Below are 16,100 nucleotides of genomic sequence, written 5' to 3'. Positions count from 1 at the left end.
CTGCCGGTCGGGACGCGCTGATTCGCGGTGCGGTCAGTCGATCCTCAGGATGGTCATGAAGGCCTCCTGCGGGATGTCCACCGAGCCGATCTGCTTCATGCGCTTCTTGCCCTCCTTCTGCTTTTCGAGGAGCTTGCGCTTGCGGGTGATGTCGCCGCCGTAGCACTTGGCGGTGACGTTCTTGCCCATCGCCGAGATGTTCTCGCGCGCGATGATCTTCGCGCCTATGGCCGCCTGCAGGGGGATCTTGAACTGGTGGCGCGGGATGATGTCTTTCAGCTTCTCGATGATTTCCTTGCCGCGGTAGTAGGCCTTGTCCTTGTGGACGATGAACGAGAGGGCGTCCACGGGCTCGGCGTTCACCAGGATGTCGACCTTGACCATCTCGGACGGTCTGAAGTCCCTGAACTCGTAGTCGAAAGAGGCATAGCCCTTCGAATAGGACTTCAGCTTGTCGTAGAAGTTGAACACGATCTCCGAGAGCGGAAGGTCGTAGTGGAGCTGCATGCGCGTGGCGTCGATGTACTGCATGTCCTTGTGGATGCCGCGGCAGTCCTGGACGAGCGACATGATGTTGCCGACGAACTCCGCCGGGGTAATGATGGTCGCCACGACATAGGGTTCCTCGATCTTTTCGATGAGGCCGGGATCGGGCATCTTGACCGGGTTGTCGATGGTGAAGATATCCCCCCGCTGCCCGGTGATGCGGTATTCCACGCTCGGCGCGGTGGTGACCAGCGCCAGGTCGAACTCGCGTTCGAGGCGCTCCTGCACGATCTCCATATGAAGGAGTCCCAGGTAGCCGCAGCGGAAGCCGAAGCCAAGCGCGTACGAGTTGTCCGGCTCGAAGATGAGCGAGGCGTCGTTAAGGCGCAGTTTGGACAGCGCATCTTTAAGAGCCTCGTAGTCGTCGCTGTACATCGGGTAGAGCCCGGAGAACACCATGGGCTTTACCTCCCTGAAGCCCTTGAGCTGCTCGGCGGCCGGGTTATGGACGTGCGTTATAGTGTCGCCGATCTTGGTGTCGCTTACGGTTTTAATGCCGGCGATGATGTAGCCTACGTCGCCGGGCGTGAGCGCGTCGGCCTTCTCGCGGACCAGCCTGAATATGCCGACCTCGGTCACTTCGTACTGTTTGTCGGTCGACATGAACTTTACCAGATCGCCGCGGCGGACCTTGCCGTTGAATATACGCACCTTGACGACGGCCCCGACATACTTGTCGAAGTAGGAGTCGAAGACCAGCGCCGAAAGCGGCCGGTCGATCTCGCCCTGCGGGGGAGGGATCACCTCCACTATCCGCTCCAGCAGCTCTTCGATGCCGATGCCTTCTCTGGCGGAGACCAGGACGGCGTGGTCCGGATTGAGCCCCAGCGATTTACGGATGCCTTCCTTCGTGCGCTCCACGTCGGCGCTGGGCATGTCGATCTTGTTGATGACGGGCAGTATCGCCAGGTCGCTTTCGAGGGCCAGGTAGAGATTGGCGATCGTCTGCGCCTCGACACCCTGAGAGGCGTCCACAACCAGGAGTACGCCGTCGCAGGCGGCGAGCGCCCTGGACACCTCGTAGGTGAAGTCCACGTGCCCCGGCGTGTCGATGAGGTTAAAGATGCAGGCCTGGCCGCTTTTCGAGCGGTAGTTAAGCGTAATGGTGTTCGACTTGATAGTGATCCCGCGCTCGCGCTCGATGTCCATGGTGTCGAGCATCTGCTCCACGTGGTTGCGCCGCTCGACCAGCTCGCATTTTTCGATAATGCGATCGGCCAGGGTCGACTTGCCGTGGTCGATGTGTGCTATGATTGAGAAATTTCTAATGTGACTTAAGTCCATATGTTCGCTGGGTTCCCGGTAGTGGTGTGCGGGCGGGAATCGGATTCCGCCCGCCGTTCGAGCGGCCTTCATCTATACAAAAAGATACTTCGCGGGCCCGCGCGCACAAGGCAAGCATTTTTTATCGGGGCGGGGAAATCCGGACAGATAGAGTGTCCATCGCTCGTTCTGTCGTTCCGGTGGCAACAAGCACAACTCGCATAATGAAGAATACGTAGCGGCTTTTGGCCCGACGCTTCCCGCTTCTCCCTCCGGGCGATGAATCGGGCCGGCATCAAACTGGTGAAAAACTGCTTGTTTTTTGCCGGGGAGCGCCTTTATGGTGCGGGTGTCCCGTGCCGCGGCGTATCCCCCGCGCGAACGGACACGCAAAGAGATACTGTCAGGGCCCGGACATGAACGAACAACAAACCGGAAAGAAGCCGATCGGTCGCAACGTTACATTGATGGGCCTCACCTCGTTTTTCACGGACATCTCCTCGGAGATGATCTATCCGCTCATCCAGGCCTTCGTGTCGGCGGTGATGGCGTCGTCGAAGACCATGGTGGGGCCGGTGCTCGGCGTCATCGAGGGGATCGCCGAGGCCACGGCGAGCCTTCTTAAAGTGTATTCGGGCTATATATCCGACCGCTTCCAGAGCAGGAAGCCGCTAACAATCGCCGGCTATTCGCTCTCGGCGCTCTCCAAGCTCCTATACCTGGCGGCGGGTCTCGGCTGGAGCTTTATCCTGCTCGCCCGCTTCGCCGACCGGGTCGGAAAGGGCGTGCGCACCGCTCCGCGTGACGCGCTGATCGCCGATTCGGTCGACCCGTCAATAAAGGGCAGGGCCTACGGCTTCCACCGCGCCATGGACTATTCGGGCGCGCTCATCGGCGTGGCCGTGTGCTATTTTCTGAGTCTTGCCTACCTCGATCCGGTAACAAAGACCATCACTGATCTGGATGCCTTCTATATGTTGTTCCTCATCTCGCTCGTTCCCGCGTTTATCGGGGTGGTCATGCTCTTTCTCGTCCGCGAAAAGCGCGCCGACCATCAGTCCGGCGAGCGGCCGACGGTCAGCTTTTCGCTTGCGGGAATGGACCACCGTCTGAAGATATTTTTCCTCGCGGTGTTCATCTTCACGCTGGGAAACTCGAGCAACCAGTTTTTGCTCCTCAAAACCATGGACGCGGGGGTCGGTCTTCCCGACATGCTTCTCATGTACATGGTCTTCAACCTGACGACCTCCGTGCTCTCCACGCCGCTGGGCAGCCTTTCGGACCGCGCCGGCCGCACGAAAATCATCCTGGCGGGCTATGCGCTCTATTCGGCCATTTACCTCGCGTTCGGTTTTATCGGCGGTGAAACGAAGGGCTACCTCTGGGCGTTCTGGGCGCTCTACGGGGTCTATTACGCGCTGACCGAAGGCGTCGAGAAGGCGCTGGTTGCCGACCTCGCGCCCGCCGAGCGGCGCGGCACGGTGATGGGGCTTTTCGCCACGATCGTCGGCGTGGCGCTTCTGCCCGCAAGCGTCATCGCGGGGCTCCTGTACGCGTACGCGGGCACGGCCTGGCCCTTTATGTTCGGGGGCGCCATGTCGGCCGTCGCGTTTATCATCATCCTTGTCGGCCTGAGAGATAAAAATTAGGCGCGCGGCCGGGCCCGGACACCCGGGCGACGGACGCCGCCGGGAGGACGTTATGCTTGCGCGATACCGGAATTACTTTCTGTCAGCCTACGAGAACGAAAACTACCTGCTGCGCACCCGCGCCAGGCTGCTGTTGTATTTCCTCACCGCCTTCGTGTTTTTTTCCTTCACGATGCAGTTCAGCATGCTCTTCGCCGGCTGGAGGGATTTCCTCGTCACCATCCCCATGACGGCGATACTGCTCGGAGGGCTCTCTACCGGACTGGTGTTCCTGCGAAAGGGGAGCTATATGGCCGCGGCAAACATCTTCATCGCGTTCGGCGCGGTGGCCGTGGTGGCGGGGCTCATACGCCAGCCTTACATGGAGATTGAGCTTTCGCTCACGTCGTACATCTATTTCATTTTTCCCTGCATCGTCATGTGCGCGGTCTTCAGCAACATTTTTTTTCTCACGGTGATTTCGGCGGTAATGGCCGCCACGAACACCGCGCTCTTCATCATCATGCGGTCACTTCCGCACCAGTTTTCGGACAAGCTCGTCACGATCGCCTTCATTAACACGCTCTTCGCCATAGGCTTTCTCTATCTCATGTCGTATCTCCTGCTCAAGGTTTTCGAGCGGAGCGTCGAGCTCGCCAACAACGAGTCCAGGAAGAACGCCGAGACGAACGTGTTCATACGCCACGTCCTCATGGAGAGCTCGCGGAAGGTGGTAGAGGCCATGGAGAGCATGTCGCGCCAGAGCGACGAGTTCTCCGAGGGGGCGCACGACCAGGCCTCGTCGATCGCGAGCATCACCGGCACGGCGGGAGAGATCTCGGGCGGTATCGACCGCATCGCCAAGAACGCGAAGGACCAGCTTGAAAGCCTGCGCGGTCTCATCGGCGCGCTGGACGAGCTGTCGGGCGTCATCGACGGACTGGACGGCGCCATCACCGAGTCGCTCGCGGCGACGCGCGAGATCACGGGCCGCGCGCAGAACGGCGAGAACCACCTGCGCACCATGGAGGATGGCATCCGCAAGATCAACGAGAGCTCTCACGAGATGACGGGCATCATCGGCATCATCAATGACATCTCAGACAAGATCAACCTGCTTTCGCTTAACGCGGCCATCGAGGCGGCGCGCGCGGGCGATGCCGGCCGCGGCTTCGCCGTGGTCGCCGACGAGATCTCCAAGCTCGCCGATCGCACGGCGTCGAGCATCAAGTCGATCGAGGAGCTCATCCGCAACAACGAGGCGGAGATATCGCGCGGTCTGTCGGGCTCCTCTCTCGCCGTGGGCGTTATCAAGGAAATAATAGAGGGGATCGGCCGGGTCGGCGCTACCATCGCCGGGCTCGAAGAGTTCAAACGACGACAGATGGAGACCAACCGGCAGGTGAACGAGAGCGCGCTTTTGGTGCGCGGACGCTCCGAGGAGATAAGCGGCGCCACGGTGGAGCAGCGAAGCGCGGTGGCCGAAATAGTGAAGAGCCTGTCCGACATGAGCGACCGGTCTCAGAACAGCACCGCCTACGCGGTGAAGATGGCCTACGACTCGAACCAGCTTGTTGACATGGTCAACGGACTGAAAAGAACGATAGAGGAGTACGGGGAAGGGAAGGAAGGCGGTACGACTGGGGTCTGAACGGCTCGATGACTCGCCCACGGCGAGATGCCTCTGGAGGACGCATGAAGAAATGAACATGGTGCACATTTACTCTCCTCGCCCTGCTGGCGGCGGCGATCGTCGCTCCCGCGAGGGCCGACGCGGGCGTGAGCCTTGGCCTGTCGAGCTGGTATGCCTGGTGGGATGTTTCGCCGGCCGGCGGCTATTCAACCGATCCGAAGCCCCTATTGGGCCCGGTGTTCGGCGTGGATTTCGCCGAGCGCTGGTCGCTTACCAGCGTGCTGCTTATCGGAACCTATCACGCGGAAAGCGATTCCAACCCCGACGAATATACCTACCGACGCTACGATTCCGACAGCGCGCTGAACTATTCACTGAACAGGTATTTCAAGGTATTCGCCGGGTTCAAATACATGCGCTACGACACTACATGCGATCAGCAGGGTCTCGACGTCAAACAGATCTCCTATGGACCCGGCATCGGTGCGGGCCTCACCCTTCCGCTCTCCGATTCGCTCTTCGCCATCGCGAACGTCTCGGTCATGTATCTCTTTGGATTGCAGAGGGACCCCTGGGCTGACTGGGTCGAGGTTGGATATAACACCGCGCTGGGACTGGCCTGCTATATCACGCCCATCGCCACGACGATAACTGCAGGCGTCCGCTATCAGAACTTCGAGACCAGGGCGGCGGACGGAGACACGAAGCATAAATTTTATGGAGTGACCCTGTCGGCCGTGTGGCACTTCAGCACGGGGACGTCGGACGTCGAATAATCTTCCGATGACGAATACGGCCGGCTTTCAGTCGGTCGGCCCCATTCATACAATAGCCACGGCGCGCGCGGGCGCGCCGTCGGACCCCGAAATACGGAGCGGCAGGCACACGAACACCAGGCGCGGCGATGCGAGCATGCCGAGATTGGCCAGGTTCTCTATGATGAGGATGCCGCTTTCGAGCAGGACGTGATGCACCGGAAGTGACGCGTCTTCGACCGGGTCCACCGAAATGGCGTCCACGCCGAAGCCCTTGAGGTCCATTCCGCACAGCCAGTCCGCAGCGTCGGTGCCGAGCACGGGAAAGCCGCGGAAATACCCGTCGGTGCCCCACTTCTCCCCCCAGCCGGTACGCATGATCAGAAAGTCCGACTTCCGGATTTCGTCCTCGTACGCCCGAAGCGTCGCGATGTCGCAAGGTCCGTCAAAGGCTTCTATCATGAAGGCCGGCCCCATGAAGCGTTCGGCCGGGTACGAATCGAGCGTCGCGCCGCCCGGCAGAATGTGAGCGGGTGCGTCCATGTGCGTGCCCGTATGGGTGTGCATGCCAAGACGGTGCTCGAGAAAGCCGTCAGGCTCGAGCGTGTTCGTGCGCTCAATCGACGGCTGCGCGGTGCCGGGATATACCGGCATGGCGGATGTGATGGGGTGCGTGAGGTCGATCACTTTCACGGTAGTTTTGATCCGGCGCTCTTCTCGAAGGCCATGCGGATGGACTCCATGCGTTTTCTGTTGACGCCGAGGTCCGAATGCCCCAGGCGCGAGGCCGAGCGGAAGTGGATGAGGCCGCTTTCTGCATCGATCTGGAACTCCACGTCATCGACGAAGCGGAAGAGCGCCGAAGTGAATTCGGCATGGATGCAGGAGTCTCCGACGGTAACCATCCTGCAGCGCTTCATCCCGCCGAGCGCTCCGAGCGGGCGCACCCTGGCCTCCGCGGTCGGGCCGGAGAACCTCAGCGGAGCGATGGCGTGCCGGGGGTCTTCGCTCCTGGTCGAGACGCAGTTGGGGGTGGAGGGGCAGGGGGCGAGCCTTCCATCCTTAACTCCGATGGAGCCGGGCCTTTTTCCGGAGCATCCCATCATCATACCTCCCGTGAATATCAGTGCGAGCGTCAGCGCGCTTGTCGCGCGACCGGTTGATTGTTTGCGCATAATCGACCTCGTTAATCTTTCGTCCCTGCATAACAGCCCGTGCCCGTTGTATCATTACGGCGCACAATTAACCAGAAAAATATTTTCCCGGCCGCGACCGTGATGGTTTTAGGTTTTTTGCGGAGATGGAGCTGTGTGTTTTGCGAAAGGTTGTTCCCAGGGCTTTTTGTTCGGCTGCGGAAGATACGTCCTGTATCATCCTCGCCTCGCGCGCGTCGTGCGCGGGGCTTCACGGGGGCAGGATGGGGCTGGAATGTGCAGCGAAGACGATGACTCGAATCGTCGTCTTCGAGTTTGTGCCAACCGATTTCGAAGCGGAAGGCCTCGCCCCGCACCCTCACTCTTCAACGATGTTGATCCTCACCTCGACCGAATGCTCCCGGTGGTCGTTGACGAGCGGTATCGCCATATCGGGCGGTGGTGCACCGTCGACGGTCACGCTCGTGCCGGGGACGGCGCCGCGTGTCTGCAGTATGGTGATATGATAGATCGTTTCCCGGTACCGGTAATGTATTTTAAACGAGTCCCAGTCGGCCGGTATGCAGGGCCAAAGCGTCAGCCGGTCTTTTTCGAGCCCCAGCCCAAGAAGTGATTCCATGATGAGCCGGTACATCCAGCCCGCCGATCCGGTGTACCATGTCCACCCCCCGCGTCCCGTATGCGGGGAGAGGGAGTAGACGTCGGCGGCCATCACGTACGGTTCCACCTTGTAGGTCGCGCTCCCCTCGGGCGAGTGTGCGTGGTTGACCGGGTTGATCATTTTCTGCAGCTCCCAGGCGCGTTTTTTATCGCCCATCGCGGCGAACGCCATGGCCGCCCATACCGCGGCGTGCGTGTACTGTCCCCCGTTCTCCCTCACGCCGGGAACATATCCCTTTATGTAGCCGGGGTTCAAATCCGATGTATCGAACGGCGGATAGAGGAGCTGGACCAGGCCATGCTCTCTGCGGACGAGATGTTGATCGGCCGCTTCCATCGCCATGCGCGCGCGGGCGGGGTCCCCCGCCCCGGAGAGAACAGCCCAGCTTTGCGCTATGAAATCGATCCGGCATTCGGGACTGGCCGCCGATCCGAGGGGAGTGCCATCGTCGAAATACGCGCGCCGGTACCATTCGCCGTCCCAGCCGTGCCGCTCGATGTCTTCACCCAGCCGGACGGCCTCCTCCCTGCTGTGCTGGGCGAACGCCTGGTCGCCGCGCGCCTCGGCGATCGCGGCGAAGCGCGTGAGCACATAATGATAGAAGAATCCCAGCCACACGCTTTCCCCTCTGCCATTCTCTCCCACCGTGTTCATTCCGTCGTTCCAGTCCCCCGAGCCGATGAGGGGGAGGCCGTGCTCGCCGTAATTTTCGCCCTTCTGAAGGGCCCGGACACAGTGATCGTACAGGGTGGCCGAATGTTCGGAACGGGCGGGGAGATCGTAATACGATTCCTCTTGCGCGTTCAGCTGACGGCCCCTGATGTACTGGACGGGCTCATCAAGCACTCCCGTGTCCCCGGTGGCGAGCACGTAGCGTGCCGTGGCCAGCGGGAGCCAGAGGAAATCGTCCGAACAGTGCGTGCGAACGCCCCTGCCCGACGGGGGATGCCACCAGTGCTGGACATCCCCCTCGTCGAACTGGCGTGACGCACAGAGCAGCAGGTGCCTGCGAACAAGGCGCGGTTCGGTATGGATGAGCGCCATAACGTCCTGCAGCTGATCGCGGAAGCCGAAGGCGCCGCCCGACTGGTAGTATCCGCTTCGCGCCCACATTCGGCATGCGAGCGTCTGGTAGATGAGCCAGCCGTTCGCCAGCACGTTCAACGATTGGTCCGGTGTTTCAACCTGCACCGCGCCCAGGGTGTGGCTCCAGTACTGCCAGACCGCTTCCAGGGCTTCGTGCGCGGCGGCCGGTCCCCGGAAACGGCGTATCAGGTTTTCGGCGTCATCAGCATCCCGCCCCACGCCGAGCCTGAAGGTTATCTCGCGCCCCTGCCCGTCGGCGAGCTCGAACGGCACCTGGATGGCCGCGCAGGGGTCCAGCGCCGACCCCACCCGGCCGGAGAGCCTCACCCTGCCCATTGCGGCCGGGTTCCGGAGCGTGCCGTTTCGTCCGAGAAAATCGGCACGGTCACCGCTTACGCTTCTGGTAACGTCGTCCACGTCGAAGAAGGCGACCCGATCGGCGAAATCCGTGTTATATGGGTTCCGTGCGAGGAGCGCGCCGGTATCCGGGTCGATTTCGGTGGTTATGTGCATGGCCGTTTTCGGGCGCAGATCTCCCAGCACCCATTCCATGTAGCCCGTGGCCGAGAGCCTGCGCGGCCGTCCCGATTCGTTATGCACCTTCAGTACCGTAAACTTCACGCTGGAGTCCAGGCCGACGTACACCCATGCCTCCGATCGGATACCCCGCTCCGTGTGTTCGAAGACGCTGTACCCGAACCCGTGGCGGGTCGCATAGGGCGTTGCCCCGCGGCCGGGCAGCGGCATGGGAGACCAGAAGTGTCCGCGCTCCTCGTCGCGCAGGTAAAAGGCCTCCCCTCCCGAATCGCCTACCGGATCGTTGTGCCATGGGGTGAGGCGGAACTCGTGTGCGTTCCCGGCCCATGTGTAGCCCATGCCGCTCTCGGAGATGATGGTCCCGAAGTCCGGGTTCGCGAGCACGTTCACCCATGGAGCGGGCGTACGCTGGCCGGGCGCGGTCGTGATTATGTACTCCCGGCCGTCGGGGGTGAACCCGCCGCAACCGTTATAAAAAATAAGGTCGGTGCGCGGGAGCGTCGTGCCCGCCGCCTGCTCGGCCCGGTGGGTCCGCGACGGCGCGATCTGCGGTACGGGGATTCGCGCGGCGCCCTTGCGGTTGATCTGGTCGGCCAGCGCGCCCCGTCTGTCGGTAATGATAGCGCGGGCGACCGTCTGGATGAGGATGCGGTCCTCGGCCGATATCTGGTCCGCGTGCCGCAGGAAGATGCCGCCCGAGCGATCGGTCAGGTCGCCTTCCGCGCCGGAGGCTATGAGTCCCATGATCTGGTCGTGGAGAAGCTGCCGGTAGCCGGCGTGCTCTTCGTTCCATATAACGAGGTCCACCGGAAGTCCTTTAACCCGCCAGTACGCGTGCGCGCCCACGAGCTGACGCACCAGGTTGATGTTGGTCGCGTCCTCGATCCGCAGCAGGACGATCGGCAGGTCGCCCGAGATCGAGTACCCCCACAGGCCCGGCTGTCCACGACGGTTGTTGATGATGATGTTCGGGTCGGCGCGAAGGTTCGCGTTGGCATAGATGATCGAGCCGGCAAGGTGCCCGAAAAGCTGCGCGTCGGCCTCGGTGGCGTTGAGGTGCAGGAGCATCACCTGGCTGTGCGTCCACGCCAGGTCGAAGACGCGGTCGGCGAGGTGGCGGTCCTGGTATTTGTCGACAAGCCCGAGGGCGTCTTCGCGCGTCTGGCCGATGCCGGTCACGATATCGATCGTACGATTTTCTTCGGGGCCGAGGGCTATCCGATGCCGTATCGAGACGATCGGATCCAGCACCGAACCGTCGCTTCCCGAGAGCACTGCGCCCGTGTCCATCGCCTGCGGATCGGCGATGCTGTTCCCACGGCCGATGAAGCGCATGCGGTCGGTTTCGTAGGATACTTCCTCCGTGCCGGCGCCGCGTGGGGTCACAAGATGAAACATGTACGGCGGTTTTTCGCCTGTGGAGCGGGGACGTCGATTGCAGAGGATCGCATGCCTCCGGCCGACGATCTCGGTCTGGACGAAGAGATTGCCGAATGCCGGATGCAGGGAGTCCGCGGCGGGGGGAGAAAGTACAACCTCCGCGTAGCTCGTTATTTCGATGGTCCTTTTTTTACGGGACATGTTGGTCAACCGGATCCGGCGCAATTCGATGTCGTCCTCGGGCGATACGACGATAAGGGTAAGCGTATCGATGTCGTTGTCGCGACGGCGAAACTCGGCGCGTCCCTCGGAGAAAACCGCCTCGTAATGGGAGGGCTCTTTCAGGGTGGGCTGACAGGTGTTCGACCAGTACTCGCCGCCTGCCGTGTCGCGGATATAACAGAAGGTCCCCCAGTTGTCGCGGGTGCCGTCTTCGCGCCAGCGCGTTACGGCGAGGTCCCTCCACCGGCTGTATCCGCCCCCCGCGCTCGAAACCATCACGTGATAATTGCCGTTTGAAAGAAGCTGGACTTCCGGGATCGGGGTGTCGGGCAGGGGTATTATGCGTACCGGCATCTCCGGCCCGGCAGAACTCGTCTTTATCTCCGAGAGCACGGCGGTATGCGAGTACACCGCCGTGGCCCTGGGTATCCTCTCTTGAAGCAGCAGCATGGTCGCCTGGAAGAGCGGATCGGCCTGGAATCGTTTCTGCATCGGACGGTCCAGGAGCACACCGGCCAGGGAAAGAAAGCTCATCCCTGCATGGTGCGCCATGAACGACCGGACCACGGCATACGGCCTCCCGTACTTGAGACGGGACGGAGTGTAGTCGATCGCCTCGTAAAACCCGTGCCTGCCGGTAAAGCCCTCGTCCGCGAGCTTCTGCAGATTCAGACACGCTTCGGCGGGCGCCACCAGGAGTGCAAGCATCGAGGCATAGGGGGCGATTACCAGGTCGTCGGCGAGTCCGCGTTTGAACCCGAGTCCCGGAACGCCGAACGCACGGTACTGGTAGTTGAGGCTGACATCGACCATGTTGTAACCGGATTCGGAAATCCCCCATGCGACGCCGCGCTGTCTCCCGTACTCGATCTGCCGCTTCACCGCCGCCCTGCAGGTCTGGTCGATGAGCGTGTCGTCGTACAACGGCATCGTCAAAAGCGGCATGAGATACTCGAACATCGATCCGCTCCACGACATCAGGATGGGCCGGCCGTCGGCGACGGTGAGCTGACGGCCGAGGGCGAACCAGTTGTCCTGGGGGATATGCCCCTGCGCGATCGCCACGAAACTGCCGAACCTGGCCTCTGAGGCCAGGAGATCGTAGAAGCCCTCTTCGCGCCGCCGCTCATTGACGTTGTAGCCGATGGCGAGGAGGTGGCGGCCCCTGTCGTAGAGGAAGTCGTATTCCATCGTCGCCAGTTCGTTCGATTGAAGCGCGAGCCGCTCGATTGCGGCGATACGCCTGCCGGCTTTCTCGCCCGATTCCATCAGAACCCGTTGCAATTCGGTGAGCCATTCGCGTTCCGCCGGCGTCGCGCCGGCCCCGAAACGGCGTTCGATCCGGGGTGATAGTTTCGCTTCGAGCGCGGCCAGCTCGCGCAGTGTCGGAATTGTATCGATACCGGGGAGGCTGTCGAGCGTGTCCGGGGGAACGCGAAGCGATGTCCACGGTGCGAGAAACGTCAGCTCGTCGAGGGCGGCCCGGCAGTGACGGGCGAGTGAGCTCGCCCACCAGGCCGTCTCGCTTCCGGGATCGGCGTCCGTGAGCGCGGCGACTTCATCGGCATACGCGGCAAGCTGTTCGAAAAACGCGCGGGCCGCCCGGGGTGCGGCGCCGGGGGCGGCGGATTCGATTTCTTTACGGAGCCGCGCGAGTCCGGCCGGTGCGGCGTCTCCCGCGACGTCCTCGAGGACCCCGAGCGTGTCCCCGATACCCACAAGCATTCCCGCCCACGGGAAGGCATGATCGGGTAGCGCAAGCAGGCCAAAGCGAAGCGTCAGCAGGTGCCCGGCGAGGTTGCCGCTGTCCACCGTGGATATGTACAGCGGATACAGCGGCCTCAGTGTCCGGGTGTCGTACCAGTTGTAAAAATGCCCCCGGTATTTTTCCATGGTTCCCATCGTATGAAAGGTGTTCGACAGGCGCTCGATGAGCTGGCCCGCGGTAAGGTAGCCAAAGTCGTAGGCCCCCAGGTCGGCGAGGACCGCCATCCCCATGTTGGTGGGCGAGGTGCGGTGGGCCACAACAGGGACGGGATTTTCCTGGAAGTTGTCGGGCGGGAGCCAGTTGTCATCCGGACCGACAAAGCGCTCGAAGTACGACCAGGTCTTTCGTGAAATATTCCTGAGAAAGAGGGTCTGATCGGTGGAAAGTCCCGTCTCGGGCCGGGCCAGCGGCCGGCCGAGCCACCACGCAAGAGCGGGGGAGGCGAACCACAGGGCCAGCACGGGCCCAGCGACCGCAAGGACGGCCGGGTCCGACATCGCCAGATACGCCGCCGCCGAAACCGCTGTAATCGGCGCGACCGCCATGGACAGAAACGAACCCGCCAGGCCCCGGTGGCCGGCATTGCCCGACGTGTTCCACTCGAGGAGTCTCCTGCGTGTGACAATCAAACGCCAGGCGGAAAGCGCGATCGCGCCCGTGCTGTACCAGGCCTCGTGGGGAAGACACGCGAGCGCGAAGAGCCCCTGGGCCAGGCGCGAGCCGGCGGACCCGAGCATGGCAGTGAAGTGCTGTCTTAATAACATGTCTTTCGATTTTTTAAACAGGTCGAGTATCGATATCAACAGAGAAGGAACCATGATGATTCCAATTACGGCCATGGTCCAGAGCCAGGCGGGGGAGAGCAGCGTCCACCCCGCAAGGGCGATGAGCGTGAGGGCCACAGCGGTGACGCTGCGGCGAAGGTTGTCGAAAATTTTCCATCGCGACAGGAGGGTGATCGGATTTTTCACCGGCGCGCCATCCGGTCCCGGAACGAACGGCAGTATCCACGGCATGATCTGCCAGTCCCCCCGGATCCAGCGGCGCCGGCGGTTTACGTCGGCGCCGTAGCTTGACGGATACTCCTCGTACAGTTGAACATCGCTTAAAAGCCCGGCCCGCGCGTAGCACCCCTCCAAAAGGTCGTGGCTCAGGATCAGGTTTTCTGGAAGGCGTTCCTTGAGGGCCAGATCGAACGCGTCTATGTCGTAGATCCCCTTGCCGATAAACGACCCCTCACTAAACAGATCCTGGTAGACGTCGGAGACCACGCGCGTATACGGATCGATCCCCGGCTCGCTCCCGCACAGCTCCGCATAGCGCGAACGGTTTGTGCCCGGGAGGATCGCCGCGACACGCGGCTGGAGGATGCCGTATCCCTCGACGATACGCCGCCTGGAAGGATCGAACCGGGCGCGGTTGAGGGGGTGGGCCATGGCCCCCGCGAACTGCCGCGCAGAATCGCGGGGGAGCTGCGTGTCGGTGTCGAGGGTGATGACATACCTGACGTTCGTTAAAACCCCGGTGTTCCCGACGATATGCGAGAAGCGGTCGGCCGGCCCGCCGCGCAGAAACGAATTCAAGTCCGCGAGCTTTCCCCGCTTCCGTTCGTAGCCCATCCACAGCCGTTCCCGCGGGTTCCAGAGGCGCGGCCGGTGAAAAAGGAAAAATGTATCGTTCGTTTCGCCCCGGTATTTCCGGTTGAGCGCCGCTATTTTGTCCCGGGCCAGGCCGACCAGGGCCTCGTCTTCCGGAAGGGTTTCCCGTTCGGCGTCCCGGAAATCGGTGAGCAGCGCGAAGTGCAGGCTGTCGTCGCGGTTCGCCAGGAAGCGGACTTCGAGGGCCTCGGCCAGGTCCTCGACGGCGCCGGGGCTCGTAATCATGGTCGGGATAACGACGAGCGTGCGATATTCAGGCGGGATGCCCCTGCTGAAGTCCATCCGCGGAAGAAGGTCGGGATGGGCCAGGAGCGTGGCCAGCCAGTTTACGAGCGAAACCGCCGGGTGTGCGGCGCACACCGCCAGCAGAACGCCGAAGAGCGCCTGCGTCCATCCATTGAGTCCGTCGGTATGCGACAATGCGAACACCCCCCATGCGAGGAAGGCCGTCGAGAGCGCGATCGAGGCCAGGAAGAGGAACAGGGCGAACCGTCGCGATACTTTTTTAATCGCACGGGCGGGGGACATCCGCGTCTTTGCCATGCGTTCGAGCCGGCCCAGGCCGCCGTCCAGAAGGTAAAAGCCGACATGCGCGGCGCGGTCCTCCTTCCCGTGTTTCGAGGCGCCTTCAGCCGCCAGATCGATCGCCGAGCGCGCCACGTCGAGCTCGGAGAGAACGCCGAGGCGGGACAGCATTTCGATCACGTGCCGGTACCGGTCGCGCGTGGCGAAATCCATGCCAGGGTAGGACCCGTTCGGGTCCTCGCGCAGGGTCTGCTCCACGTGGCTCATCGTCTCGACGAATTCGTGCCAGTCCATGGCGCCTAAAAAACGAAGGCTTCCGATGCTGTTGCTCATGGAGACCTGGTCCGCGGCCTGCTGCTGTATCTCGGCCTGCACAAGCTGTTTGATGGTCTGGCCCGTTTCTGAAAGACGCTGTTCGATCCAGGTAAGGGGTAGGGCAAGGGCGGAACTCTGGCCCTGAAGGCGGCGCGAGAGCTCCGCGACGAACGCGCTCACCATCGGGGGGTTCGAGCGCGCCATGTCCGCGATCACCAGGATAAGGCTTTTCGGGTCCTTCTCCGCAATCTCGATCATCCGGTCGGCCCAGTATTCGGCGCGGTTCTGCTTTATCATGTCCGCGGCGATACGCGCCGCGACGCGGCGGAGGTTCTCGATCAGCGCCAGGCGCAGCATGATCGGAATCGCCCACAATTCCCCGAGCCTCAGAACGCTGACGGTCTGGTAGGCGGCGATGAAGCTGCCGAGGTTCTCCGGGTCCACACGGCCGTCGCCGTGCGATATCGTCTCGAGGGCGATATCGTACACCCGGGGAAGGCCGGCCGAAGCCCCGTCGAGTAGGCGGGGCAGTTCGCGGCTGTATCCCTTCGGCAGATGCTTTCTTCCGGTGTGAATGTGCTCCTCGATGAGGTATAAGTTGTCGAGCAGCCATTCCCCGGCCGGCGTTATCCGGCGGTTATCCCTGACCGCCTCGCTCAGCAGTACGCAGACATCGATCAGTACGGCCTCATTCTCGGCCAGGCGCCTGATAAGGTTCTGATCGGGCGTGCGCCCCGGGTGGATGGTGTGGGAACGGGCGAGTATCTTTCCGTGCCGCTCCATCTGACGGGCGCTGTACAACTCGGAACGCAGGGGCGACTCGGCGCCGTCGTACAAACCTGCGCCGAGAAGACGGGACCTCAGACGCCGCAGAGGCCTGGAAACGGTTTCGCTGTTTATTTTCATCAAGGTTTTTCCCCGGGGTTATCGCATTATACCATCACCCTGATGCCGTTATTTCAGATTCGC

At 62.1% G+C, this 16,100-nt stretch carries 7 protein-coding genes; 3 read left to right on the top strand and 4 right to left on the bottom strand.

What is annotated here, in order from left to right:
- Nucleotides 1-33: 33 nt before the first annotated feature.
- Entirely contained in the window at nucleotides 34-1,830 is a 1,797-nt protein-coding gene (gene lepA, locus VLM75_11555; GenBank protein ID HSV97552.1) for a translation elongation factor 4, read from the bottom strand.
- A 395-nt stretch (nucleotides 1,831-2,225) separates the two neighbouring features.
- On the opposite strand from lepA, the gene VLM75_11550 reads away from it, so the two are divergent.
- The 3 genes from VLM75_11550 to VLM75_11540 all read left to right on the top strand — a co-directional run bounded on the left by VLM75_11550 (nucleotide 2,226) and on the right by VLM75_11540 (nucleotide 5,846).
- Entirely contained in the window at nucleotides 2,226-3,458 is a 1,233-nt protein-coding gene (locus VLM75_11550) for an MFS transporter (protein HSV97551.1), read from the top strand.
- 52 nt (nucleotides 3,459-3,510) lie between these two features.
- A complete protein-coding gene (locus VLM75_11545; protein ID HSV97550.1) occupies nucleotides 3,511-5,088 on the top strand; it encodes a methyl-accepting chemotaxis protein in 1,578 nt (525 codons plus the stop codon).
- A gap of 83 nt (nucleotides 5,089-5,171) precedes the next feature.
- Nucleotides 5,172-5,846, top strand: a complete 675-nt coding sequence (locus tag VLM75_11540) for a hypothetical protein (GenBank protein ID HSV97549.1) — start codon at nucleotides 5,172-5,174, stop codon at nucleotides 5,844-5,846.
- Between the two features lie 45 nt (nucleotides 5,847-5,891).
- Here VLM75_11540 and VLM75_11535 read toward each other — a convergent pair whose 3' ends face one another.
- The 3 genes from VLM75_11535 to VLM75_11525 form a co-directional block, all read right to left on the bottom strand.
- On the bottom strand, nucleotides 5,892-6,518 hold the full coding sequence (locus VLM75_11535) for a cyclase family protein (protein ID HSV97548.1): 627 nt from the start codon (nucleotides 6,516-6,518) through the stop codon (nucleotides 5,892-5,894).
- Nucleotides 6,515-7,000 carry a DUF1499 domain-containing protein gene (locus VLM75_11530; protein HSV97547.1) on the bottom strand — a complete coding sequence of 162 codons (486 nt, stop codon included), beginning with the start codon at nucleotides 6,998-7,000 and terminating at the stop codon, nucleotides 6,515-6,517. The genes VLM75_11535 and VLM75_11530 overlap by 4 nt, the downstream gene beginning before the upstream one ends.
- Nucleotides 7,001-7,337: 337 nt before the next feature.
- Nucleotides 7,338-16,037 (bottom strand): glucoamylase family protein, encoded by an 8,700-nt coding sequence (locus tag VLM75_11525; protein ID HSV97546.1) that lies wholly within the window; start codon nucleotides 16,035-16,037, stop codon nucleotides 7,338-7,340.
- Between the last annotated feature and the right edge of the window lie 63 nt (nucleotides 16,038-16,100).

It is taken from the genome of Spirochaetota bacterium (genome assembly GCA_035477215.1).
In the GTDB taxonomy this organism is placed as follows: Bacteria; Spirochaetota; UBA4802; order UBA4802; family UBA5368; genus MVZN01.
Note: the sequence above shows the minus strand (reverse complement) of the source record. Positions and strands in the feature narration are given on the sequence as shown.